The sequence below is a fragment of the Pseudomonas sp. CROZ-RG-20F-R04-15 genome (assembly GCF_022662375.1).
In the GTDB taxonomy this organism is placed as follows: domain Bacteria; phylum Pseudomonadota; class Gammaproteobacteria; order Pseudomonadales; family Pseudomonadaceae; genus Aquipseudomonas.
Genome location: NZ_JAKNQL010000005.1, coordinates 138,931 through 160,956, shown reverse-complemented (window position 1 = coordinate 160,956; position 22,026 = coordinate 138,931). Strand labels below are relative to the sequence as shown.

General features: G+C 59.9%; 22 protein-coding genes. 14 read left to right on the top strand and 8 right to left on the bottom strand.

Translation table 11 applies throughout. The features are described from left to right. Nucleotides 1-224: 224 nt before the first annotated feature. The 4 genes from L8H52_RS10265 to L8H52_RS10250 all read left to right on the top strand — a co-directional run bounded on the left by L8H52_RS10265 (nt 225) and on the right by L8H52_RS10250 (nt 3,745). On the top strand, nt 225-1,022 hold the full coding sequence (locus L8H52_RS10265; RefSeq protein WP_242206948.1) for a hydroxymethylpyrimidine/phosphomethylpyrimidine kinase: 798 nt from the start codon (nt 225-227) through the stop codon (nt 1,020-1,022). Between the two features lie 18 nt (nt 1,023-1,040). Further along, complete coding sequence (gene thiE, locus L8H52_RS10260) at nt 1,041-1,664, top strand: thiamine phosphate synthase (protein WP_242206947.1); 624 nt, start codon at nt 1,041-1,043, stop codon at nt 1,662-1,664. Between the two features lie 17 nt (nt 1,665-1,681). After that, nucleotides 1,682-2,965, top strand: coding sequence for a glutamate-1-semialdehyde 2,1-aminomutase (gene hemL, locus L8H52_RS10255; RefSeq protein ID WP_242206946.1), 1,284 nt, complete (start codon nt 1,682-1,684; stop codon nt 2,963-2,965). 225 nt (nt 2,966-3,190) lie between these two features. Next, nucleotides 3,191-3,745 (top strand): tetratricopeptide repeat protein, encoded by a 555-nt coding sequence (locus L8H52_RS10250; RefSeq protein ID WP_003228518.1) that lies wholly within the window; start codon nt 3,191-3,193, stop codon nt 3,743-3,745. Nucleotides 3,746-3,856: 111 nt separating this feature from the next. Here L8H52_RS10250 and L8H52_RS10245 read toward each other — a convergent pair whose 3' ends face one another. After that, complete coding sequence (locus L8H52_RS10245) at nt 3,857-4,186, bottom strand: DUF1820 family protein (RefSeq protein WP_077045543.1); 330 nt, start codon at nt 4,184-4,186, stop codon at nt 3,857-3,859. Nucleotides 4,187-4,319: 133 nt separating this feature from the next. Here L8H52_RS10245 and miaB point away from each other — a divergent pair, with 133 nt between their 5' ends. The 5 genes from miaB (at nt 4,320) to lnt (ending at nt 9,736) form a co-directional block, all read left to right on the top strand. Then, nucleotides 4,320-5,648, top strand: a complete 1,329-nt coding sequence (miaB, locus tag L8H52_RS10240; protein WP_242206945.1) for a tRNA (N6-isopentenyl adenosine(37)-C2)-methylthiotransferase MiaB — start codon at nt 4,320-4,322, stop codon at nt 5,646-5,648. Nucleotides 5,649-5,864: 216 nt separating this feature from the next. Beyond that, on the top strand, nt 5,865-6,863 hold the full coding sequence (locus L8H52_RS10235; RefSeq protein ID WP_242206944.1) for a PhoH family protein: 999 nt from the start codon (nt 5,865-5,867) through the stop codon (nt 6,861-6,863). Next, a complete protein-coding gene (ybeY, locus tag L8H52_RS10230) occupies nt 6,856-7,350 on the top strand; it encodes an rRNA maturation RNase YbeY (RefSeq protein ID WP_242206943.1) in 495 nt (164 codons plus the stop codon). The genes L8H52_RS10235 and ybeY overlap by 8 nt, the downstream gene beginning before the upstream one ends. Before the next feature lie 5 nt (nt 7,351-7,355). Beyond that, complete coding sequence (locus tag L8H52_RS10225) at nt 7,356-8,195, top strand: HlyC/CorC family transporter (RefSeq protein ID WP_007909641.1); 840 nt, start codon at nt 7,356-7,358, stop codon at nt 8,193-8,195. A gap of 17 nt (nt 8,196-8,212) precedes the next feature. After that, nucleotides 8,213-9,736 (top strand): apolipoprotein N-acyltransferase, encoded by a 1,524-nt coding sequence (lnt, locus tag L8H52_RS10220; protein WP_242206942.1) that lies wholly within the window; start codon nt 8,213-8,215, stop codon nt 9,734-9,736. Nucleotides 9,737-9,858: 122 nt separating this feature from the next. On the opposite strand, the gene L8H52_RS10215 is transcribed toward lnt, so the two are convergent. Further along, nucleotides 9,859-10,626, bottom strand: coding sequence for a YdcF family protein (locus L8H52_RS10215; RefSeq protein WP_242206941.1), 768 nt, complete (start codon nt 10,624-10,626; stop codon nt 9,859-9,861). A 104-nt stretch (nt 10,627-10,730) separates the two neighbouring features. Further along, nucleotides 10,731-11,054 (bottom strand): hypothetical protein, encoded by a 324-nt coding sequence (locus L8H52_RS10210; protein ID WP_038361885.1) that lies wholly within the window; start codon nt 11,052-11,054, stop codon nt 10,731-10,733. Nucleotides 11,055-11,309: 255 nt separating this feature from the next. Between L8H52_RS10210 and leuS the strand changes: the two genes are divergently transcribed. The 5 genes from leuS to L8H52_RS10185 all read left to right on the top strand — a co-directional run bounded on the left by leuS (nt 11,310) and on the right by L8H52_RS10185 (nt 17,418). Then, the gene (leuS, locus tag L8H52_RS10205) at nt 11,310-13,916 is read left to right on the top strand and encodes a leucine--tRNA ligase (protein WP_242206940.1); all 2,607 of its coding nucleotides are present in this window, start codon (nt 11,310-11,312) and stop codon (nt 13,914-13,916) included. 87 nt (nt 13,917-14,003) lie between these two features. Further along, a complete protein-coding gene (lptE, locus tag L8H52_RS10200; protein WP_242206939.1) occupies nt 14,004-14,609 on the top strand; it encodes an LPS assembly lipoprotein LptE in 606 nt (201 codons plus the stop codon). Nucleotides 14,610-14,648: 39 nt separating this feature from the next. Next, nucleotides 14,649-15,686: a DNA polymerase III subunit delta gene (gene holA, locus L8H52_RS10195; RefSeq protein ID WP_242206938.1), complete on the top strand. Its 1,038-nt coding sequence runs from the start codon at nt 14,649-14,651 to the stop codon at nt 15,684-15,686. Between the two features lie 183 nt (nt 15,687-15,869). Further along, the gene (arfA, locus tag L8H52_RS10190; protein WP_016986126.1) at nt 15,870-16,034 is read left to right on the top strand and encodes an alternative ribosome rescue factor ArfA; all 165 of its coding nucleotides are present in this window, start codon (nt 15,870-15,872) and stop codon (nt 16,032-16,034) included. Nucleotides 16,035-16,095: 61 nt separating this feature from the next. After that, nucleotides 16,096-17,418, top strand: coding sequence for a lytic murein transglycosylase (locus L8H52_RS10185; protein WP_242206937.1), 1,323 nt, complete (start codon nt 16,096-16,098; stop codon nt 17,416-17,418). Nucleotides 17,419-17,544: 126 nt separating this feature from the next. Here the strand turns inward: L8H52_RS10185 and L8H52_RS10180 are convergent, their stop codons facing one another. The 5 genes from L8H52_RS10180 to L8H52_RS10160 all read right to left on the bottom strand — a co-directional run bounded on the left by L8H52_RS10180 (nt 17,545) and on the right by L8H52_RS10160 (nt 21,857). Continuing rightward, nucleotides 17,545-18,495, bottom strand: a complete 951-nt coding sequence (locus tag L8H52_RS10180; RefSeq protein ID WP_242206936.1) for an LD-carboxypeptidase — start codon at nt 18,493-18,495, stop codon at nt 17,545-17,547. A gap of 172 nt (nt 18,496-18,667) precedes the next feature. After that, nucleotides 18,668-19,666, bottom strand: coding sequence for a lipoyl synthase (gene lipA / locus L8H52_RS10175; protein ID WP_161986515.1), 999 nt, complete (start codon nt 19,664-19,666; stop codon nt 18,668-18,670). 25 nt (nt 19,667-19,691) lie between these two features. After that, nucleotides 19,692-20,339 carry a lipoyl(octanoyl) transferase LipB gene (gene lipB / locus L8H52_RS10170; RefSeq protein ID WP_008087909.1) on the bottom strand — a complete coding sequence of 216 codons (648 nt, stop codon included), beginning with the start codon at nt 20,337-20,339 and terminating at the stop codon, nt 19,692-19,694. After that, nucleotides 20,339-20,614 (bottom strand): DUF493 domain-containing protein, encoded by a 276-nt coding sequence (locus tag L8H52_RS10165; protein WP_242206935.1) that lies wholly within the window; start codon nt 20,612-20,614, stop codon nt 20,339-20,341. Before L8H52_RS10165 ends, lipB begins: the two co-directional genes overlap by 1 nt. Nucleotides 20,615-20,699: 85 nt before the next feature. Next, nucleotides 20,700-21,857, bottom strand: coding sequence for a D-alanyl-D-alanine carboxypeptidase family protein (locus L8H52_RS10160; RefSeq protein ID WP_016986121.1), 1,158 nt, complete (start codon nt 21,855-21,857; stop codon nt 20,700-20,702). Nucleotides 21,858-22,026: the final 169 nt, after the last annotated feature.

Genomic DNA, 22,026 nt, shown 5'->3' with positions numbered 1-22,026 from the left:
GTTATTGGTTTGGATCCAGACTAGCATAGCCGTTGATGGCCATTGAGCACCATTGAAATTTTTCCTACAAAGGCTCTAGGACGGGCGTTCCAGAGCAAAGTACCGAGCTAGAGCTGTTGAGTTGGTCAGGTTGTGACAGCCCGGTCGGATTCTCTTGCCAGGTTATCGGCCAGGCATAACGGCACTGAACCCGAAAATCAGCTTTGGTGGTAAGCTCGCGCACCATGAATATCTACAGCTCCCGCCCCGTTGTCCTCTGTCTCTCCGGCCACGACCCAAGTGGTGGCGCCGGCTTGCAGGCAGATATCGAAGCCCTGCTCGCGCAGGGTTGCCATGCGGCTCCGGCCGTCACCGCCCTGACCGTGCAAGACACCGTCAATGTCACTGACTTCCGCGTCCTCGACCGTGAGTGGGTACTGGCCCAGGCCAATGCCGTGCTCAACGACTCCGAAGTCGCTGCAGTGAAACTGGGCATGCTCGGTTCGCTGGAAATGGTCGACACCGTTGTCGAACTGCTTTCCGCGCACCCGCACTTGCCGGTGGTCTGCGACCCGGTGTTGCGCGCCGGTGGCGGCGGACGCCTGGGCAAGGACGAGGTCGGCTATGCGATGCGCGAGCGTCTGCTGCCGCTGTCGATCATTGCCACCCCCAACCTTCCTGAAGCCCGCATCCTCGCCGAACTGCCTGAAGGCACCGCCGACGAATGCGCTGAAAAACTCCTGCCGTTCGTCAAAAACCTGCTGATCACCGGCGGCCATGGCGACGAAACTGAAATCCACAACCGCGTGTACAGCCGTGACGGCCTGCGCGAAACCTTTATCTGTCAGCGCCTGCCGGGCAGCTATCACGGTTCCGGTTGCACACTGGCCAGCGCTTTGGCCGGTCGTCTGGCGCAGGGCGAACATCTCGCCAGCGCCGTGCACAGCGCACTGGATTACACCTGGCGTACCCTTCGCGATGCCGAACAACTGGGCAAAGGCCAGTTCGTTCCACGTCGCCTGCCGCTGGATTTCTGCTCGTAACGTCGTGAGGTTTGCCCGATGAAACTACGTGGCCTGTATGCCATTACCGACAGCGAGCTGCTGGCCGGCAAGTTTCTGTCTTACGTGGAGGCGGCGCTGGAAGGCGGCGTCACCCTGCTGCAATACCGCGACAAGAGCAACGATGAGGCCCGCCGTTTGCGCGAGGCCGAAGCGTTGCGCGATCTGTGCGAGCGCTACAAAACGCAACTGATCATCAACGATGACGCCGAACTGGCGGCGCGCCTCAACGTCGGCGTGCACCTCGGTCAGACCGACGGCCCGCTGTCGCCGACCCGCGCGCTGCTTGGTTCGAAAGCGATTATCGGTTCGACCTGCCACGCGCAAATCGCGCTGGCCGAACAAGCCGCCAAAGAAGGCGCGAGTTACGTCGCCTTCGGCCGCTTCTTCAATTCCAACACCAAACCCGGCGCGCCGACCTGCAGCCTCGATCTGCTCGACGAAGCCAAACGCACGCTGCACCTGCCGATCTGCGCGATTGGCGGCATCACCCTCGACAACGCCGCGCCGCTGGTGGCCCACGGGGTCGACCTGCTCGCGGTGGTCCACGGTCTGTTTGGTGCCGAGAGCACCGCCGAAGTGACCCGCCGCGCCCGCGCGTTCAATGAATTGTTCAAATCCTGAAGATTGAGAGCCCGATCATGTCTCGTTCCGAAACCCTGTTCGCCAACGCCCAGAAACACATTCCCGGTGGCGTGAACTCGCCAGTGCGCGCGTTCAAGAGCGTTGGCGGCACGCCGCTGTTCTTCAAGCACGCTGAAGGTGCTTACGTCACCGACGAGGACGACAAGCGTTATGTCGATTACGTTGGTTCGTGGGGCCCGATGATCCTCGGCCACAGCCACCCGGACGTGCTCGACGCCGTGCGCAATCAACTGCAACACGGCTTGTCGTACGGCGCGCCGACCGCGATGGAAACCGAGATGGCCGATCTGGTCTGCTCGCTGGTGCCGTCGATGGACATGGTGCGCATGGTCAGCTCCGGCACCGAAGCGACCATGAGCGCGATCCGTCTGGCCCGTGGTTACACCGGCCGCGACAGCATCATCAAGTTCGAAGGCTGCTATCACGGTCACTCCGACAGCCTGCTGGTCAAGGCCGGTTCCGGCGCACTGACCCAAGGCGTACCGAGCTCGGCCGGCGTGCCGGCGGCATTCGCCAAACACACCCTGACCCTGCCGTTCAACGACATCGACGCTGTGGAAAAGATGCTCGCTGAAGTGGGCGAAGAAGTGGCGTGCATCATCGTTGAACCGGTGGCCGGCAACATGAACTGCGTACCACCAGCACCGGGCTTCCTCGAAGGCCTGCGTTCGCTGTGCGACAAACATGGCGTGGTGCTGATTTTCGACGAGGTGATGACCGGTTTCCGCGTCGCCCTCGGCGGTGCTCAGGCGTACTACGGGGTCAATCCTGACCTGACCACCTTCGGCAAGATCATCGGCGGCGGCATGCCGGTCGGCTGCTTCGGCGGCAAGCGCGAAATCATGCAGCGCATCGCGCCGCTGGGCCCGGTGTATCAGGCTGGCACGCTGTCGGGTAACCCGTTGGCCATGGCCGCCGGCCTGACCACACTGCGTCTGATCAGCCGTCCGGGTTTCCACGCCGAGCTGACCGACTACACCACGCGCCTGCTCGACGGTCTGCAACAGCGCGCCGATGCCGCTGGCATTCCGTTCGTGACCACCCAGGCCGGCGGCATGTTCGGCCTGTACTTCAGCGGCGCCGACGACATCGTCACCTTTGAAGACGTGATGGCCAGCGACGCTGCGCTGTTCGGGCGCTTCTTCCACCTGATGCTGGAAGGTGGCGTGTATCTGGCACCGAGCGCCTTCGAAGCCGGTTTCACCTCGATCGCTCATGGCGAAACCGAGCTGAAACTGACACTGGACGCTGCCGAACGCGCCTTCGCTGCACTGAAGTAATCGCTACACCGCTGACGTTGGCTATCGCCAGCGTCAGCGTTTACCTACATCCAAGCCGTTTTTCCAACGCTCCTGCCAAAAATCTCCCATAAAGTGGGCGATATATTCCCCGCGCAGCAGAAAAACGAGTAAAGACTTTGTAAGGTTGGCCCTGCTTATTTCATAATGCGCGCTTATTGGATCCCTCGATGGGTCCGCGTGCCCTTCAGAGGTAAGTCGATTCCCATGAACCGCACCGGCCGCACCCTTGCCTTGGGCTGCCTGTTGCTCCTTCAGCCCCTGCTCGCGCATGCACAAGCAGGCGGCAACTCGTTGTTGATCCCGGCGATGGGTCGTTGCACCCTCAATACTCAGCCGCAAGACGTCACGCAGGCACTGGCCGCCTGCCAGAAAGCGGCGGACGAAGGGGATGCGCAAGCGCAATACGAGTTGGGTGAGTTCTATTACGACGGCAAGAATGCGCCGCGCGACCTCAATCAAGCCTTGAGCTATTTCGAAAAAGCCTCGTTGCAAGGCCACGCTCAGGCGCAATTCAAACTTGGCACCATGTTCTTCCACGGTGAAGGCGTGCAAGCCAACAATATTCAGGCGTACATCGTATTGAAGATGGCTGCGGTCAACGGCGCTGAAGATGCGCTGGACACCGCCGACGAAGTCTCCGAAAAGATGTCCCGCGAAGATCTCGAGACTGCCACGCAAGTGCTCGGGCAAATTTTCCGTAAATACCTGATGGAACTGCAGAGCGCCGATGGGCGTACGCCGTTCTCGCCCCTTCCCTGATTTTTGCGCCGACCTTTCCGGCCCCTTCGCGAGCAAGCTCGCTCCCACATTGGAATGCATTTCCCTGTGGGAGCGAGCCTGCTCGCGAATGAGGCGACTCGGTTTTAAGGCTTACTTCTCAGGCATCGGCACCGGAAACGGCATCACATTGCCGACCGCGCCACGGGCTTCGCTGATTTTCGGGGTGCCCAGACGTTCCACTTCGTCGATGCGCACAATCGAATGCATCGGCACAAAGCTGCGCACCACACCTTCGAACTGCGCCTTGAGCTTTTCTTCGCTCGGATCGACGACCACTTGCGTGCGCTCGCCAAAGACGAACTCTTCCACTTCCAGAAAACCCCACAGATCACTTTGATAGATCTGCTTGGCGTACATTTCGAACACCTGGCCCTGGTTGAGGAAAATCACCTTATAGATTGGAGCTTCGCGTTTGGTCATGGCGGGGGGATAACATCGGGGATAAAAATGAGGGCGCAAACTATAGCATAGCCACCGGACGCGCAGCGGTAGGAACCTGAGGGCTTGTTCCCTATAATGCCGGGTTCTTTGAATCACGTGACGACCCTACTCCATGGCCAAGAAGCTTTACATCGAAACCCACGGTTGCCAGATGAACGAGTACGACAGCTCGCGCATGGTCGATCTGCTGGGCGAACATCAGGCCCTGGAAGTCACCGCGCGTGCGGAAGACGCCGACGTGATTCTGCTCAACACCTGCTCGATCCGCGAGCGCGCCCAGGATCGCGTGTATTCGCAGCTCGGCCGCTGGCGCGAACTGAAACTGGCCAACCCGGACATGGTGATCGCCGTCGGCGGTTGCGTGGCCAGCCAGGAAGGCGCGGCGATTCGCGATCGCGCGCCGTACGTCGACGTCGTGTTCGGCCCGCAGACCCTGCACCGCCTGCCGGAAATGATCGACGCTGCGCGTATCACCAAGCTGCCGCAAGTCGACGTCTCATTCCCGGAAATCGAAAAATTCGACCATCTGCCCGAACCGCGCATCGATGGTCCGAGCGCCTATGTGTCGGTGATGGAAGGTTGCAGTAAGTACTGCACGTTCTGCGTGGTGCCTTACACCCGTGGCGAAGAAGTCAGCCGGCCGTTCGACGACGTGATCGCCGAAGTCATCCACCTCGCCGAAAACGGCGTGCGTGAAGTGACGTTGCTGGGGCAGAACGTCAATGGCTATCGCGGCACCACTCACGACGGTCGACTGGCTGATCTCGCCGATTTGATCCGCGTTGTCGCCGCCATCGACGGCATCGACCGCATCCGTTACACCACGTCGCACCCGCTGGAGTTTTCCGACAGCCTGATCCAGGCCCACGCCGACGTGCCGGAACTGGTCAAGCATCTGCACTTGCCGGTGCAATCGGGTTCCGACCGGATTCTCGCGGCGATGAAGCGCAACCACACCGCGCTGGAATACAAATCCAAGCTGCGCAAACTGCGCGCGGCGGTGCCGGGGATCTGCATCAGTTCGGACTTCATCGTCGGTTTCCCCGGCGAGACCGAGAAAGATTTCGAACAGACCATGAAGCTGATTGCCGACGTCGGTTTCGACTTCTCCTACTCCTTCGTTTACAGCCAGCGCCCGGGCACCCCGGCTGCCGATCTGGCCGACGACACCCCGGAAGAGCTGAAGAAAGAACGCTTGAACGCGCTGCAGCACCGTCTGAATCAGCAAGGCTTTGAGATCAGCCGACAAATGGTCGGCTCGATCCAGCGCATTCTGGTCACCGATTACTCGAAAAAAGACCCGGGCGAGCTGCAAGGGCGCACCGAGAATAATCGTATCGTCAACTTCCGCTGCGACAATCCAACCCTGATCGGGCAGTTCGCCGACGTACACATCGACGCGGCACAACCGCACTCGCTGCGCGGCTCGCTGATCCAGTAACACTGCATTCCCCCTGTGGGAGCGAGCCTGCTCGCGAAGGCGGCGGCACATTCAACATAGATGTGTTCGGCAAAACGCTTTCGCGAGCAGGCTCGCTCCCACAGGTACAGCGTCAGAGGCATGAAACGGGCGACCTCATATAAGAGCTTTCGCACCCACGCCTCTGGCGTTATCCTTGATTTCATCTTAATTGCCCCAGGGCGGCTAAATACGACCTTGAACGCACCCATAGAACCACATCGTTTTATCCTAGAGCCCTTTGAGGCTCGCCGCTTCGCCAATCTGTGCGGGCAATTCGACGAGCATTTGCGCTTGATCGAACAGCGCCTGACCATCGAGATCCGCAACCGCGGAAACCAGTTCGAGCTGATCGGCGATCCCAAGCACACCACGTCTGCGGAAAATCTGATTCGTCGCCTGTACCGGGAAACCAAAGGTTCAGAGCTGTCGCCAGATACGGTGCACCTGTTCCTGCAGGAATCGTCCGTCGTCGAGCTGGACAATCACGCCCCCGCCGAAGCCTCCGTCGCCCTGCGCACCAAGAAAGGCATGATTCGCCCGCGCGGCTTGAATCAGTTGCGCTACGTGAAGGAAGTTCTCGGCAACGACATCAACTTCGGCATCGGTCCGGCCGGTACCGGCAAGACCTATCTGGCCGTGGCGTGCGCCGTCGATGCCCTGGAGCGCGAGCAAATCCGCCGCATTCTGCTGGTGCGTCCGGCTGTTGAGGCGGGTGAAAAACTCGGCTTCCTGCCCGGCGACCTGTCGCAGAAGATCGACCCGTACTTGCGCCCGCTCTATGACGCGCTCTACGAGATGCTCGGCTTCGAATACGTGGCCAAGCTGATCGAACGTCAAGTGATCGAAGTTGCCCCGCTGGCCTATATGCGCGGCCGCACGCTGAACAACAGCTTCATCATTCTCGACGAAAGCCAGAACACCACCGTCGAACAGATGAAGATGTTCCTCACCCGCATCGGCTTCGGCTCTACAGCAGTCATCACCGGCGACATCACCCAGGTCGACCTGCCGAAAGGCACCAAATCGGGTCTGCACCATGTGATCGAAGTGCTCAAAGACGTGCCGGGCATCAGCTTCACGCACTTCCAGCCCAAAGACGTCGTGCGCCATCCTTTGGTCCAGCGGATCGTCGAAGCCTACGAGCGCTTCGAAAACCGTGACGAAGCGCCCAAGGACACCTCGCGAAATGCTTGAGCTAGACATGCAAATCGCGACTGACGCGAACGCGCCGAACGAGGCCGACTTCCGCCTGTGGTGCGAACTGGCCCTGCGCCAGCGCACCGCCGACTCGGAAATGACCATTCGTCTGGTCGACGAAGAAGAAGGTCGCGAGCTCAACCACACCTGGCGCCACAAGGATTACGCGACCAACGTCCTGTCATTCCCGGCTGAAGTGCCTGACGAGTTTCTCGATATCCCGCTGCTCGGCGATCTGGTGATCTGCGTGGCGGTGGTTGAGCGTGAAGCCGCCGAACAAGGCAAGGAACTAAACGCCCATTGGGCACATCTGGTCATTCACGGCTGCTTGCATCTGCTCGGTTACGACCATATAGATGATGAAGAAGCCGAAGAAATGGAAGCACTGGAACGCGAGTTGCTTGCTGAATTGGGCTATCCCGATCCGTACGCGGACGACGAAACCGAAACATCCCCTATCGTTACAACAAAGGATTCAGAGTAATCGCTATGAGCGAAGATCGATCGAGCAACGGGCAGAAGTCATGGCTGGGTAAACTGACCCAGGCTTTTGCCCACGAGCCGAAGAACCGTCAGGAGCTCCTCGAGCTGCTGCGTGATGCACATCAGAACAAACTGCTGGACAGCGAAGCGCTGGCCATCGTCGAAGGCGCCATTCAGGTGGCTGACCTGCAAGTACGCGACATCATGGTGCCGCGCTCGCAGATGATCAGCATCAAGGCGACCCAGACACCGCGTGAATTCCTCCCGGCCGTGGTCGACTCGGCCCACTCGCGCTATCCGGTCATCGGCGAAAGCCATGACGATGTGATGGGCGTGCTGCTGGCCAAGGATCTGCTGCCGCTGATCCTCAAGGAAAACGGCGACAGCTTCAACATCAAGGATCTGCTGCGCCCGGCCACGTTCGTGCCGGAGTCCAAGCGTCTGAACGTGTTGCTGCGTGAATTCCGCGCCAACCACAACCACATGGCCATCGTCATCGACGAGTACGGCGGTGTGGCCGGTCTGGTAACGATTGAAGACGTGCTGGAGCAGATCGTCGGCGACATCGAAGACGAGCACGACGTCGAAGAAGACAGTTACATCAAGCCGCTGCCCAGTGGCGACTTCCTGATCAAGGCCCTGACGCCGATCGAGAACTTCAACGAGTTCTTCGACAGCGAATTCTCCGATGACGAGTTCGACACCGTCGGCGGTCTGGTGATGAGCGCGTTCGGGCACTTGCCAAAACGCAACGAAATCACTGAAATCGGCGCCTATCGTTTCCGCATCCTGAACGCCGACAGCCGTCGGATTCATTTGCTGCGACTCACGCCAATCGCTCGGTAATACATCTAAGGACTGAAATGCGCTGGACAACCCGCCCCGGCTGGCCCGGTAACCTGCTGGCCGTGGCGGCCGGTGCAATCACCACCTTCGCTCTGGCACCTTTCAACATCTGGCCGCTGGCTTTGCTGGCGGTCGGTCTGTTCTATGCCGGTTTGCGCGAGCTGAGCCCGCGTCAGGCATTGGGCCGTGGCTGGTGCTTCGGTTTCGGCCTGTTCGGGGCCGGCACCAGCTGGATCTATTACAGCATTCACCACTTCGGCGGTGCTTCGGTGTTGCTGGCCGGGTTCCTGATGCTGCTGTTTACGGCGGCGATTGCCTGGTTCTTTGCGCTGCCGGCGTGGCTATGGGCACGCTGGTTGCGCCGTAACGAAGCGCCGGTGGCGGATGCCTTGGCGTTTGCTGCGTTATGGGTCGGCCAGGAAGCGTTTCGTGGCTGGTTCCTCACCGGTTTCCCGTGGCTGTATTCCGGTTACAGCCAGCTCGACGGTCCATTGGCCGGGCTTGCGCCGGTCGGTGGCATGTGGCTGGTATCGTTCGTACTGGCACTGACTGCAGCACTGATCTACAACGCTTCCCGCCTGCTGCAAACCGGCCGCAAAGGTTTTGTCGCTGCGGGTCTGGTGTTGCTGGTCGGCCCTTGGATTGCCGGTATCGCGCTTAAAGGCCACGCCTGGACCAGCCCGTCCGGCGCACCTCTGACGGTTGCCGCGATTCAGGGCAACGTCGCGCAAAGCATGAAATGGGATCCGGCCGAACTCAACGCCCAACTGGCGCTGTACCGCGACTTGAGTTTCCGCTCGAAACCGGTCGATCTGCTGATCTGGCCGGAAACCGCCGTGCCGGTACTCAAGGAGTCTGCCGAAGGTTACCTGAGCATGATGGGCACCTTCGCTGCCGAACGTAAATCGGCGCTGATCACTGGTGTGCCGATTCGCCAAACCGTTCGTCACGAAAAACGCTTCTTCAACGGCATCACCGTAGTGGGCGAAGGCGATGGCACCTACCTGAAGCAGAAACTGGTGCCATTCGGCGAGTACGTACCGTTGCAGGATGTGTTGCGCGGGCTGATCGCCTTCTTCGACCTGCCGATGTCGGACTTCGCCCGTGGCCCGGCGGATCAGGCACTGTTGCAGGCCAAGGGTTATCAGATTGCGCCGTTCATCTGCTACGAGGTGGTCTATCCGGAATTCGCCGCCAGCCTGTCGGCGCGCAGCGATCTGCTGCTGACGATCAGCAATGACACCTGGTTCGGCACCTCGATCGGTCCGCTGCAACATTTGCAGATGGCGCAGATGCGCGCACTGGAGGCGGGTCGCTGGATGATCCGCGCAACCAACAACGGCGTGACCGGACTGATCAACCCGTTCGGGCAGATCACCGAGCAGATTCCGCAATTTGAACAGGGCATTTTGTACGGCGAAGTGGTGCCGATGCACAACCTGACGCCTTACCTGCAATGGCGTTCGTGGCCGTTGATCATCCTGTGCTTGCTGCTGTTTGGCTGGGCGCTGATGGCGAGCCGGATGTCGAAAACCCTTTAAAGCCTCCGACAATGATCGTTCCCACGCTCCGCGTGGGAATGCCGCCGGGGACGCTCCGCGTTCCGCTTCGGATGTGGCGCAGAGCGCCACGGGATGCATTCCCACGCAGAGCGTGGGAACGATCAATCACCGCGGTAAAACAACGAATACCCCACCTGCCCCACCGCTTCATTCAGCAACTGCCCGCTCTGCCAGATCGATTTGAACTCCGGCAACCAGCCACCAAACGGTCTTGCGTTATCGGTCCCCAGAAACCCGACCGGCGCCGGCACCACTTCAAATCCCGCCTGTTGAAAACTCCACACCGAGCGCGGCATGTGCCAGGCCTGAGTGACGACAACCACGCGCTTGATCCCTTGTGGCAACAGTATGTCGGCGGTGAATTTGGCGTTTTCCCACGTGGTACGGCTTTCACCTTCCTGCCAACGCACGGTCACACCGAAGTCATCGCGCAACGAATCCGCCATCAACTTCGCCTCGGTCGGCGGCGTACCGTAATGCAGGCCACCAGTGGTCAAAATCGGCAAACCGGATGCCTTCGCCAGTCGAGCCGCATACCGCTGACGCTCAAGCCCCACGCCGGTCGGCTGATCCTCGCCCCACGCCAGATCACCACGCTCCCGCCCGGAGCCCAACACCACAATGGCATCGGCACGTTGTGCCAGCGTTGCCCACTCCTCACGGGCCAATGGCGGTTCGCGCTCCAGCGCTTTGGCGCCCCACTGCACCACCACCGGCAGGCTCATCAGCCACAATCCGCCAAAGCCAAGCGCAAAGCACACGCCAGCCAGGCGCGGCCGCGAGCGGCGCAACCACCACGCAGCCAGCAACAGCAGCAAGAGAATGCCGGGGGGTAATAAAAGTTGTTTGATGAAATAACGAAAGGGCATCGAGCATCTCCAGAGATGCCCGAAGCCTAAGAGTGTTAATAAAGCGTTACAACCAATAGGTGGGATCCTGTAGAAAAAGATCCGGTTCTTGACCTGCCATGCGCTTACTTGGCCTGCAAAGAGCGAACCTTGACGGTGTCTCTGCCGGGCGCCTTGTCCTTGAGCCAGATGACCTTGGCCGAATGTGCTGCATCGAGCTGCTTCACTGCTTGTGACAGGCATCCGTGCGATTCACGTTCACTACGATCCAGATAGGCCTTGACCAGTTTGAACTCAGCGGGGCTCAAGCCACGCAATTCCAGTTCCAGGGGGCGCTCGTCGCGCAGCCGGTCAGCGGTTTTTACAGCGTCCAGGGCCATACCCAGACGATCGATCAACCTCTCGTACAACTCGGGTTTAGTCACGTTTTTTTGCCGTTGCTCCACCATCCCTCACCTCATTGAAGATAAGACTCACTCCCCAGTTAGAGCTTAGCTTCGCTGTACAAACCGGCTGCACGCCGCGACCAACGGCCCCCGGCGCATGTGTTACGGCGCATGTAGCTGTAATCAGGGTTTCCCTAGGCCAAGCGCGGTCATGTATGCTACGGCGCTTCCTGTAATTCCACTTCCAGCTCGTCCGGGCCAATCCCGGAACCTGCGTTGAAGAGGATTAGGCCACCCCTATCCAGTACAAAAGTAGCCATGCACGAACAATATCAGCCCCGTGAAATCGAAGCCGCCGCCCAGTCGTTCTGGGACGAGCAAAAGTCCTTTGAAGTCAGTGAACAGCCAGGCAAGGAAACCTACTACTGCCTGTCGATGTTCCCTTACCCCAGCGGCAAGCTACACATGGGGCATGTGCGCAACTACACCATCGGCGACGTGATCTCCCGCTACCAGCGCATGCTCGGCAAGAACGTTCTGCAACCGATGGGTTGGGACGCCTTCGGCATGCCGGCGGAAAACGCCGCGATGAAAAACAACGTCGCGCCGGCCAAGTGGACCTACGAAAACATCGCCTACATGAAAACCCAGCTGCGCAGCCTGGGCCTGGCGGTCGACTGGTCGCGCGAAGTCACTACCTGCAAGCCGGATTACTACCGCTGGGAACAATGGCTGTTCACTCGCCTGTTCGAAAAAGGTGTGATCTACCGTAAAAACGGCACCGTGAACTGGGACCCGATCGATCAGACCGTTCTCGCTAACGAACAGGTGATCGACGGTCGCGGCTGGCGTTCCGGCGCGCTGATCGAAAAGCGCGAAATCCCGATGTACTACTTCAAGATCACCGCTTATGCGGATGAGTTGCTGGAGAGCCTCGACGAACTGACTGGCTGGCCTGAACAGGTCAAGACCATGCAACGCAACTGGATCGGCAAATCCCGCGGCATGGAAGTGCAGTTCCCGTACAACGTCGATTCCATCGGCGAAGCCGGCACCCTGAAAGTCTTCACCACCCGTCCGGACACCCTGATGGGCGCGACCTATGTCGCCGTGGCTGCCGAGCATCCACTGGCCACTCTGGCGGCAAAAAACAACACCGAGCTGCAAGCGTTCATCGCTGAATGCAAGGGCGGCAGCGTTGCCGAAGCCGACGTTGCCACGCAAGAGAAGAAAGGCCTGCCAACCGGCCTGTTCGTCGAGCACCCGCTGACCGGTGAAAAACTCCCGGTCTGGGTCGCCAACTACGTGCTGATGCACTACGGCGACGGCGCAGTCATGGCTGTACCGGCGCACGACGAGCGCGATTTCGAATTCGCTCACAAGTACAACCTGCCGGTGAAATCGGTAGTGCGTACCAGCTCTGGCGACAGCAACCCGGCCCCGTGGCAAGACGCCTATGGCGAGCACGGCACGCTGATCAACTCCGGCGAATTCGATGGCCTCGACTTCGCTGGCGCGTTCGACGCCATGGAAGTGGCCCTGATCAAGAAAGAACTGGGCGCCTCGCGTACCCAGTTCCGTCTGCGCGACTGGGGCATCAGCCGCCAGCGCTACTGGGGCTGCCCGATCCCGATCATCCACTGTGATGCTTGCGGTGACGTGCCGGTGCCGGAAGATCAACTGCCTGTGGTCCTGCCGGAAGACGTGGTGCCGGACGGCGCCGGTTCGCCGCTGGCACGCATGCCTGAATTCTACGAGTGCAGCTGCCCGAAATGCGGCCAGCCTGCCAAGCGTGAAACCGACACCATGGACACTTTCGTCGAGTCCTCGTGGTACTACGCGCGTTACGCCTCGCCGCACTTTGAAGGCGGTCTGGTGGAAAAATCCGCCGCTGACCACTGGCTGCCGGTCGATCAGTACATCGGTGGTATCGAACACGCCATTCTGCACCTGCTCTATGCACGCTTCTTCCACAAGCTGATGCGTGACGAAGGTCTGGTCAGCTCCAACGAGCCGTTCAAGAACCTGCTGACCCAAGGCATGGTGATCGCCGAAACCTACTACCGTCGCGAAGCCAATGGTGCCTACACCTGGTTCAACCCGGCGGACGTAGAACTCGAGCGCGACAGCAAAGCCAAGGTCATCAGCGCCAAACTGAAGTCCGACGGTCTGCCGGTGGAAATCGGCGGCACCGAGAAGATGGCCAAGTCGAAGAACAACGGTGTCGACCCACAGTCGATGATCGATCAGTTCGGCGCCGATACCTGCCGCCTGTTCATGATGTTCGCCTCGCCGCCAGACATGAGCGCCGAATGGTCCGACTCCGGCGTTGAAGGTTCGCACCGTTTCCTCAAGCGCGTCTGGCGTCTGGCGCAAGCCCATGTCAGTCAGGGCTTGCCGGGCAAACTGGATATCGCCGGTCTCAACGACGAGCAGAAAGCCGTTCGCCGCTCGATCCACGTGGCCATCAAGCAAGCCAGCCACGACGTCGGCCAGAACCACAAATTCAACACCGCCATCGCTCAGGTGATGACGCTGATGAACGTGCTGGAAAAAGCCGCACAAGGCACCGCACAGGATCGCGCACTGATTCACGAAGGTCTGGAAGCCGTGACTTTGCTGCTGGCGCCAATCACGCCGCACATCAGCCACGAGCTGTGGAACAAGCTGGGTCACGCCGACGCAGTCATCGACGCTGGCTGGCCGGCAGTCGACGAAAGCGCGCTGGTACAGGACAGCCTGACCCTGGTGATCCAGGTCAACGGCAAGCTGCGCGGTCAGATCGACATGCCAGCCAGCGCAACGCGTGAAGAAGTTGAAGCGGCAGCCCGTGCCAACGAAAACGTACTGCGTTTCGTCGATGGTCTGACTATTCGTAAAGTGATCGTAGTGCCCGGGAAACTGGTCAATATCGTCGCCAGCTAATTGGATCGGGCGTCAGGTTCGCCTGACGCCAAGTAAAACCTTTCGGGCCGTACAGTCGGCCCACGTGGTTTCAAGGGGAGCAACACAATGATCAAACGCAATCTGCTGGTGATGGGCCTCGCCGTTCTGTTGAGCGCCTGCGGTTTCCAGCTGCGCGGTACCGGCACCAACGAACTGTCGATCAAGGAACTCGACCTGAGCGCCCGTAACGCCTACGGCGAGACGGTCACGCAACTGCGTCAGGTGCTGGAGTCGAGCGGCGTCAAGGTTTACAGCGGTGCTCCGTACAAGCTGTACCTGGCTGACCAGCAGGAGAGCCAGCGCATCCTCAGCTACGCCGGTGCCGGTCGTACGGGCGAGTATCAGGTCAACACTGTTCTGAACTATGAGATCCGTGGCGACAAGAACCTGCAACTGCTCAGCGACAAACTTGAAGTTCAGAAAGTGTTTATCCACGACGGCAACAACCTCGTGGGCTCCGATCAGGAAGCCAACGATGCCCGTCGCGAAACCACTCGCGAACTGGTTCAGCGCATGATGCTGCGCCTGCAGCAACTGACGCCGGGCCAGCTGCAACAACTGCAGCAAGCCGCCAATGACCGCGCCAAGGCAGAAGCCGATGCGCTGCAAGCGGCGCAAAAGGCTGAAGCGGAAACCCCGCGTCAGTCGCCGCTCGAAATACCGCAGCAGTAAGACGTTCGGGGCGCTCAGGCGCCCCGTTCGGCATTTCTTATGAAGCTCGCTCCCGCCCAACTCGGCAAACACCTGCAAGGCGCTCTCGGCCCGGTCTACATCATCAGTGGCGATGACCCGCTGCTGTGCCAGGAAGCCGCCGACGCCATCCGCGGTGCTGCGCGCCAGCAAGGTTTTGACGAACGCCAGGTCTTTGCCGCCGACGCCAATTTCGATTGGGGTACGTTGTTGCAGGCCGGTGCCAGCATGTCGTTGTTCTCGGAAAAACGCCTGCTGGAACTGCGTCTGCCTTCGGGCAAGCCCGGTGACAAAGGTGCCGCGGCACTTATCGAATACTGCTCGCGCCCCGCTGAAGACACGGTGCTTCTGGTCAGCCTGCCCAAGCTCGATGGCAGTGCGCAGAAAACCAAGTGGGGCAAGGCGCTGGTTGAAGGCCAGCAAACCCAGTTCATTCAGATCTGGCCGGTGGACGCCAATCAATTGCCGAGCTGGATTCGTCAGCGTCTCTCTCAGGCCGGGCTATCGGCGACTCAGGACGCCGTCGAATTGATTGCTGCGCGTGTCGAGGGCAACCTGCTCGCTGCCGCGCAGGAAATCGAGAAGCTCAAGCTGATGGCCGAAGGTGGCCAGATCTCTGTTGAAACCGTGCAGGCCGCTGTGGCCGACAGTGCGCGTTTTGACGTGTTCGGCTTGACCGACGCCGTGCTCAACGGCGAGCCGGCCCATGCCTTGCGCATGCTGGAAGGCTTGCGTGGCGAGGGTGTCGAGCCACCGGTGATTCTCTGGGCGCTGGCGCGGGAGTTGCGTCTGCTGGCCAACATCTCGTTGCAGTACAGCCAGGGCACGCCGCTGGACAAGTGTTTCAGTCAGGCCAGACCGCCGGTCTGGGACAAGCGCAAACCGTTAATGAGCAAAGCCCTGCAACGCTACTCGGCGCAACGCTGGGCGCAGTTGTTGCTCGAAGCTCAGCGTATCGATGCGCAGATCAAAGGTCAGGCAGCCGGCTCGCCATGGATGAGCCTGAGCCGCTTGGCATTATTGATGTCTGGCCAGCGTCTGACACTCCCCGCCGAATAATCTGTTCTACCGCATAACGGCCATTCGCGAGCAAGCTCGCTCCCACATTGAAATGCATTCCAAATGTGGGAGCGAGCTTGCTCGCGAAAATGTCAGAATATTCCTACCTATCAGGGACTGGACAGACGCCCGACATCGGCAGATTATTTCCCCCGCAAAACTCACTCACTCGAGAGAATCCTCATGAGCAAAAAGCCATCGAAACATGGCCCCAACAAGGCCAAATCCATCGTCGCCCAGCCGCTGTTCCGCAGTCGTCAGGAACGACCAACCAAGGGTAAAGGCAGCTACCGCCGCGAAGCCTTCCAGTCTGACAGCTGGGAGGCTTCTTACTTTCTGGCTGCCTGAAGCGCAGTACCCCTCGGTCATGTTAAGGTCTGCACCTGATTCGTATCCCCTGGAACCGTGCATGCCCTTTAGTCTTTCCCGTCGTTGGCCTGTTCGCCAATTGATCGCTGCCTCCAGCTTCATTCTGCTTGTCGCCTGCGCGGAAAAACCCACCGCCGCCGATGCGCAACCCCTTCAAGCTGCCCCTGTCGCCACGGCCCCAGCGATTATCCCGCCGGTAGTGCCGTCCGCCGACCCTCTCGATCTGCAACCGACTCAAACCTTCGCTGAATGGCAGGCCGGTTTCCGCAAGGATGCCCTGGCCGCCGGAATTCGTGCGGATCTGTTCGATCGCGCGTTCGCCAATGTCAGCTTCGACGCCAGCGTGATTCGGGCCGACCGCAGTCAACCGGAGTTCTCCCGGCCAGTGTGGGAATACCTCGATGGCGCCCTCTCGCCGCTGCGCGTCCGAAAAGGTCAGGCGCTGATCAGTCAGTACGCCGACATCCTGCAAAGCATCGAACAGCGATATGGCGTCGACCGCCAGGCGCTGGTGTCGGTGTGGGGTATGGAAAGCAACTTCGGCCAGTTTCAGGGCAGCAAGTCGGTGATCAACTCCCTGGCCACCCTCGCCTACGAAGGCCGCCGCCCGGGCTTTGCCCACGCTCAGCTGATCGCCGCCCTGCAGATCCTGCAACAGGGCGATATCACACCGGAGAAGATGCTCGGCTCCTGGGCGGGTGCGATGGGCCAGACCCAGTTCATTCCGACTACCTACAACACCCACGCTGTGGACTTTGACGGCGATGGCCGCCGTGATATCTGGGGCAGCCCAGCGGACGCGCTGGCCTCCACCGCACATTACCTGCAAAGCTCTGGCTGGCAACGCGGCCAGCCGTGGGGCTTCGAAGTACAACTGCCGAGCAGCTTCAACTACACCCTGGCTGATGGCGCGATTCGCAAGAGCGTTGCCGAATGGCGTCAGTTGGGCGTGATTCTGCCGAACGGCGGCCAGGCACCTGCGGGCACTGATCAGCTGTCCGCCGCCCTGCTGCTTCCGGCGGGCTATCGTGGCCCGGCGTTCCTGATCCTCGACAACTTCCGGGCGATCCTCAAGTACAACAACTCGTCGTCCTATGCATTGGCGGTTAGCCTTTTATCGGAGCGTTTCAACGGCGGCGGTTTGATCAACGGCAGTTGGCCGAAAGATGACCTGCCGCTGAGCCGTACCGAGCGCATGGAATTGCAGACGCTGCTGAGTGCGCGCAATTACGACGCTGGCACCGCGGACGGGATTATCGGCGCCAATACCCGTAAGGCGATTCGCAGTGCCCAGCAGTCATTTGGCTGGCCGGCGGACGGGTATCCGACGCACAAGTTGCTGGAAAGCCTGCGTACTCAGTAGAAAGACTGTCGTATGGCGTATACCGCTTTCGCGAGCAGGCTCGCTCCCACATTGGTTCTGTGAACGCCACAGATCAAATGTGGGAGCGAGCTTGCTCGCGAAGACTGACTATCAGGCAATAAATCTTTAAGCCTTGATCACCACATCCTGCTCCAGCATCAATTCCTTCTTCCCGGCATCCAGCCGCACCAACGCGCCCATCGGCAATGTCAGGTTCGGATCACAATGCCCGCTACGCCAGCCAGACAAAACCGGAATTCGTAAAGGCTCGAAGGTCTGCTTGAGCAAGCGGTTCAGCGCTTCGATATCCACGCCTGCAATATCCCCGACCAACACCCCGCGCAACCTCGCCAGCTTGCCGGCCAGACGCATCTGGGTCAGCAACCGGTCAATACGATATAGCGGCTCGTTGACGTCTTCGATCAGCAGAATCACCCCTTCGACATCAATCTCGTATGGCGTACCCAACGTCGATGCAATCATCGCCAGATTGCCGCCAAGCAAGCGACCGTGGGCGATACCGGGTTCGACCGTGGTCAACGGATAAGCCACCGGATGGCTCAGCACACTTCCCGCCTTCAATTGCCCGCGCAGCATGGCAAAGAACGAAGTGACGGTTGGCGGCTCCTTGTCGCCCAGCAGATCAGCATTGAGTAGCGGCCCGTGGAAGGTCACGAATCCGGCATAACGGCTGATGGCCAGGTGTAGCGCGGTGATATCGCTGTAGCCGACGAATGGCTTGGCGTTGCGGCTGAGCAGGTCGTAGTCGATCCGGTCGAGCAGGCGCGGCGTGCCGTAGCCGCCACGCAGGCAAATGATCGCGTCGACCTCGGGGTCAGCGAACGCCGCGTGCAGGTCTCGCAGGCGCACATCATCACTGCCGGCCAGATAGCCATCCTTTTCATAGACACCTGGAAACACCTTCAGCCCATAGCCACGCGCGCGCATCCATTGCACCGCTTTATCGGTGTCCAGGGTTCCGGGACCCGCAGGAGCAATGACACCGATCAGCCCTTCTGAGGGCAGCGCGGGCACGGCTCTGTGCGGACAAAGTGTGTGGGTCGGTCGAACGGTCATCCTTGGATCTCCCTGTAAGTCATGCACACACAGTAGTCAGGAACGGGGGCAAACAGAAGAGGGTCGGCCACGCCGCAGGTTGCAGGAAAAATCAGCAGCGAATGTAAGACGGGCAAAAAAATGCCCGCCGGGCGTTAAAACCTCGGCGGGCATTTTTTGATTCAGCGCCGGATCAGGAACCCAGCAGCTCAGCCTTGACCAGCTTCGCCTGCTCGTCGGCATGGTACGAAGAACGTACCAACGGGCCGGAAGCGACGTTCTTGAAGCCCATCTTGTAACCTTCTTCGGCAAACCAGGCGAAGGTGTCCGGGTGCACGAAACGCTGTACCGGCAAGTGGCTGCGCGACGGTTGCAGGTACTGACCGAGGGTCAGCATGTCGATGTCGTGTTCGCGCATGCGCTTCATGACTTCAATGACTTCTTCGTCGGTCTCGCCCAGACCCAGCATCAGACCGGACTTGGTCGGAATGTGCGGCATCATCTGCTTGAAACGTTGCAGCAGGGTCAGCGACCACTGGTAATCCGAACCCGGACGCGCAGCCTTGTACAGGCGCGGCACGGTTTCCAGGTTGTGGTTGAACACATCCGGCGGCTCGGCTGCGGTGATTTCCAGCGCGACATCCATACGGCCACGGTAGTCCGGGACCAGGGTCTCGAGCTGCACGTTCGGCGACAATTTGCGGATTTCGCGGATGCAGTCGGCAAAGTGCTGGGCACCGCCGTCACGCAGGTCGTCGCGGTCAACCGAGGTGATCACCACGTACTTGAGCTTGAGGTCGGCGATGGCGATGGCCAGGCTTTCCGGCTCGTTGACGTCCAGTGGCTTTGGACGACCGTGGCCGACGTCGCAGAACGGGCAGCGACGGGTGCAGATGTCACCCATGATCATGAAAGTCGCGGTGCCGCCGGAGAAGCACTCACCGAGGTTCGGGCAGGACGCTTCTTCGCAAACGCTGTGCAGCTTGTGTTTGCGCAGCAGGCTCTTGATCCGGTCAACTTCCGGCGAAACCGGGATGCGCACACGAATCCAGTCAGGTTTCTTCGGCAGTTCGGTGGTCGGAATGATCTTTACCGGGATGCGTGCAACCTTCTCGGCGCCGCGCAGCTTGACGCCGGCTTCTACCTTGGGACGCGGGGCCGGGCGCTCGGTCACGTCGAGCGTCGGGATCATGGTTTGCACTGCATCAGTAGTCATATCAGTCGATTCCGCCCGTCAGGGTCGTCTGCTCAGCATAGTCGAGGTGTTTGACGAGCTGCGCACGCAGCCGGGCACTTACCTCGGCAAATTCAATCGATCCTGCGTGATCGCTCAGCTGGGTCATCGCCAGCCCGGCATAGCCGCAGGGATTAATCCGTCGAAACGGTTCCAGGTTCATATCCACGTTCAGGGCCAGGCCATGAAAGGAACAACCGTGGCGAATCCGCAAACCCAGAGAAGCGATTTTCGCTCCGTCGACGTACACGCCGGGAGCATCTGGCTTGGCCGCTGCGGTTACGCCGTAGCTGGCCAGCAGTTCGATCAGGCAAAGCTCCATGCGACTGACCAGATCACGCACGCCGAAACCCAGCTTGCGTACATCCAGCAACAGGTAGGCCACTAACTGGCCCGGACCATGATAAGTCACCTGGCCGCCGCGATCGACCTGCACCACCGGGATATCGCCCGGCAGCAGCAAGTGTTCGGCCTTGCCGGCCTGGCCCTGAGTGAACACCGGTGGGTGTTCGACGAGCCAGATTTCGTCGGCGGCATCGCTGCCGCGTTCGTTGGTAAAACGTTGCATGGCATGCCAGACCGGCTCGTAAGCCATCTGGCCGAGCTCACGAAAGCCCAGCGTGCCCGGCATCACAACACCATGTGCACGAAACCGGTTGCCCGCAGATCGCTGTTGATGTTGTACAGCTGATCCTGATCGGTCGCGACGATGTGCAACTGGATGGTGGTGTATTTGCCGTTGCTGCTTTGACGCTCGTCGATGCGCTCATCATTGATGGTGGCGTGCTTCAGGACGATCTCGATGATCTTGTCCTTGTTGCCAACACCCGTATCGCTGATCACCTTAATCGGATAATCAGTCTGCGGGAATTCGATCTTTGGCGCCTTTACTTCGGTATCGGTCATGGCGTAACGGCCTCTTGAGCGCAAGCCGTGATAACGCGCATGGCCCCGCACCGGATCGGGGCGGGGCCATGCAGGTCAACACAAATCAGTTGAACAAGCCGTAGAAGAATAGACGGATGCTATCCCACATGCGGCGGAAGATACCACCCTCCTCGACGCCATCCAGAGCGATCAGGTCCGCGCTGTGCACGACCTTGTCTTCCAGTTTGACTTCGACTTTACCGATCACGTCGCCCTTGGCGATTGGCGCGGTCAGTTGCGGGTTCATGGTCATGCTCGCAGCAAGCTTCTTCAGTTGGCCTTTTGGCAGGGTCATGGTCAGGTCTTCAGCCAGGCCGGCCTTGACTTGATTGGTGGTGCCTTTCCACACCGGGGCCTGAGCCAGTTCGGTGCCCTTCTGGTAGAAGGTCTGGGTTTCGAAGAAACGGAAGCCGTAAGTCAGCAGCTTCTGGGTTTCAGCAGCACGGGCCACTTCGCTGTTGGTGCCGAACACCACAGCAATCAGGCGCTGGCCATCACGTACAGCCGAGGACACCATGCAGTAGCCGGCTTCGTCGGTGTGACCGGTTTTCAGACCGTCAACGGTCTTGTCGCGCCACAGCAGCAGGTTGCGGTTAGGCTGCTTGATGCCGTTCCAGAAGAACTCTTTCTGCGAGTAGATCGCGTAGTGAGCCGGGTCTTCGTGGATGATTGCGCGGGCCAGAATCGCCATGTCGTGAGCCGACGAGTAGTGCTCAGGATTTGGCAGACCGGTCGGGTTCATGAAGTGGGTATTGGTCATGCCCAGATCGGTGACAGTCTTGTTCATCAGATCGGCGAACGCATCTTCGCTACCGGCGATGTGCTCGGACAGCGCCACGCTGGCGTCGTTGCCGGACTGGATGATGATGCCGTGCAGCAAATCGCTGACAGTCACCTGCGAGCCGACTTTGATGAACATCCGCGAACCGCCGGTGCGCCAGGCGTTTTCGCTGACGGTCACCGGATCGTTTTCACCGATCTGGCCGCGACGGATTTCCAGGGTCGCGATGTACGCGGTCATCAGCTTGGTCAGACTGGCCGGTGGCAGACGCTGGTCACCGTTGTTCTCTACCAGCACGTTACCGCTGGCGGCATCCATGAGTACGTAGGCTTTGGCGGCCAGTTGCGGTGGCGACGGCATCATCTCGGCCGCGAAGGCGGCTGGCGAGAGGAGCAGCGGGACTAGCAGACACAGGCGTTTGGCAAAGGTGGTGATGTTCATCCGTCTCTCGAAATCGCTAATGGAAACTGTCCTTGCGGACAAAATTTAATCAGATGACTTTCTAACGAGCCATCGCGTGTTCAGTTGCTCACTCCAGTCACCCTTGCCGGGCTTTTGTTCTTCGACGAGCCAACAACCTGGTTCACCCCCCAATACCGCAAGTGAACCG

What these genes read in the sequence shown, in the direction of transcription:
- L8H52_RS10265 (WP_242206948.1), top strand. Translation starts at nt 225, where the DNA reads ATGAATATCTACAGCTCCCGCCCCGTTGTCCTCTGTCTCTCCGGCCAC.
- thiE (WP_242206947.1), top strand. Translation starts at nt 1,041, where the DNA reads ATGAAACTACGTGGCCTGTATGCCATTACCGACAGCGAGCTGCTGGCC.
- hemL (WP_242206946.1), top strand. Translation starts at nt 1,682, where the DNA reads ATGTCTCGTTCCGAAACCCTGTTCGCCAACGCCCAGAAACACATTCCC.
- L8H52_RS10250 (WP_003228518.1), top strand. Translation starts at nt 3,191, where the DNA reads ATGAACCGCACCGGCCGCACCCTTGCCTTGGGCTGCCTGTTGCTCCTT.
- L8H52_RS10245 (WP_077045543.1), bottom strand. Translation starts at nt 4,186, where the DNA reads ATGACCAAACGCGAAGCTCCAATCTATAAGGTGATTTTCCTCAACCAG.
- miaB (WP_242206945.1), top strand. Translation starts at nt 4,320, where the DNA reads ATGGCCAAGAAGCTTTACATCGAAACCCACGGTTGCCAGATGAACGAG.
- ybeY (WP_242206943.1), top strand. Translation starts at nt 6,856, where the DNA reads ATGCTTGAGCTAGACATGCAAATCGCGACTGACGCGAACGCGCCGAAC.
- L8H52_RS10225 (WP_007909641.1), top strand. Translation starts at nt 7,356, where the DNA reads ATGAGCGAAGATCGATCGAGCAACGGGCAGAAGTCATGGCTGGGTAAA.
- lnt (WP_242206942.1), top strand. Translation starts at nt 8,213, where the DNA reads ATGCGCTGGACAACCCGCCCCGGCTGGCCCGGTAACCTGCTGGCCGTG.
- L8H52_RS10215 (WP_242206941.1), bottom strand. Translation starts at nt 10,626, where the DNA reads ATGCCCTTTCGTTATTTCATCAAACAACTTTTATTACCCCCCGGCATT.
- L8H52_RS10210 (WP_038361885.1), bottom strand. Translation starts at nt 11,054, where the DNA reads ATGGTGGAGCAACGGCAAAAAAACGTGACTAAACCCGAGTTGTACGAG.
- leuS (WP_242206940.1), top strand. Translation starts at nt 11,310, where the DNA reads ATGCACGAACAATATCAGCCCCGTGAAATCGAAGCCGCCGCCCAGTCG.
- lptE (WP_242206939.1), top strand. Translation starts at nt 14,004, where the DNA reads ATGATCAAACGCAATCTGCTGGTGATGGGCCTCGCCGTTCTGTTGAGC.
- holA (WP_242206938.1), top strand. Translation starts at nt 14,649, where the DNA reads ATGAAGCTCGCTCCCGCCCAACTCGGCAAACACCTGCAAGGCGCTCTC.
- arfA (WP_016986126.1), top strand. Translation starts at nt 15,870, where the DNA reads ATGAGCAAAAAGCCATCGAAACATGGCCCCAACAAGGCCAAATCCATC.
- L8H52_RS10185 (WP_242206937.1), top strand. Translation starts at nt 16,096, where the DNA reads ATGCCCTTTAGTCTTTCCCGTCGTTGGCCTGTTCGCCAATTGATCGCT.
- L8H52_RS10180 (WP_242206936.1), bottom strand. Translation starts at nt 18,495, where the DNA reads ATGACCGTTCGACCGACCCACACACTTTGTCCGCACAGAGCCGTGCCC.
- lipA (WP_161986515.1), bottom strand. Translation starts at nt 19,666, where the DNA reads ATGATCCCGACGCTCGACGTGACCGAGCGCCCGGCCCCGCGTCCCAAG.
- lipB (WP_008087909.1), bottom strand. Translation starts at nt 20,339, where the DNA reads ATGCCGGGCACGCTGGGCTTTCGTGAGCTCGGCCAGATGGCTTACGAG.
- L8H52_RS10165 (WP_242206935.1), bottom strand. Translation starts at nt 20,614, where the DNA reads ATGACCGATACCGAAGTAAAGGCGCCAAAGATCGAATTCCCGCAGACT.
- L8H52_RS10160 (WP_016986121.1), bottom strand. Translation starts at nt 21,857, where the DNA reads ATGAACATCACCACCTTTGCCAAACGCCTGTGTCTGCTAGTCCCGCTG.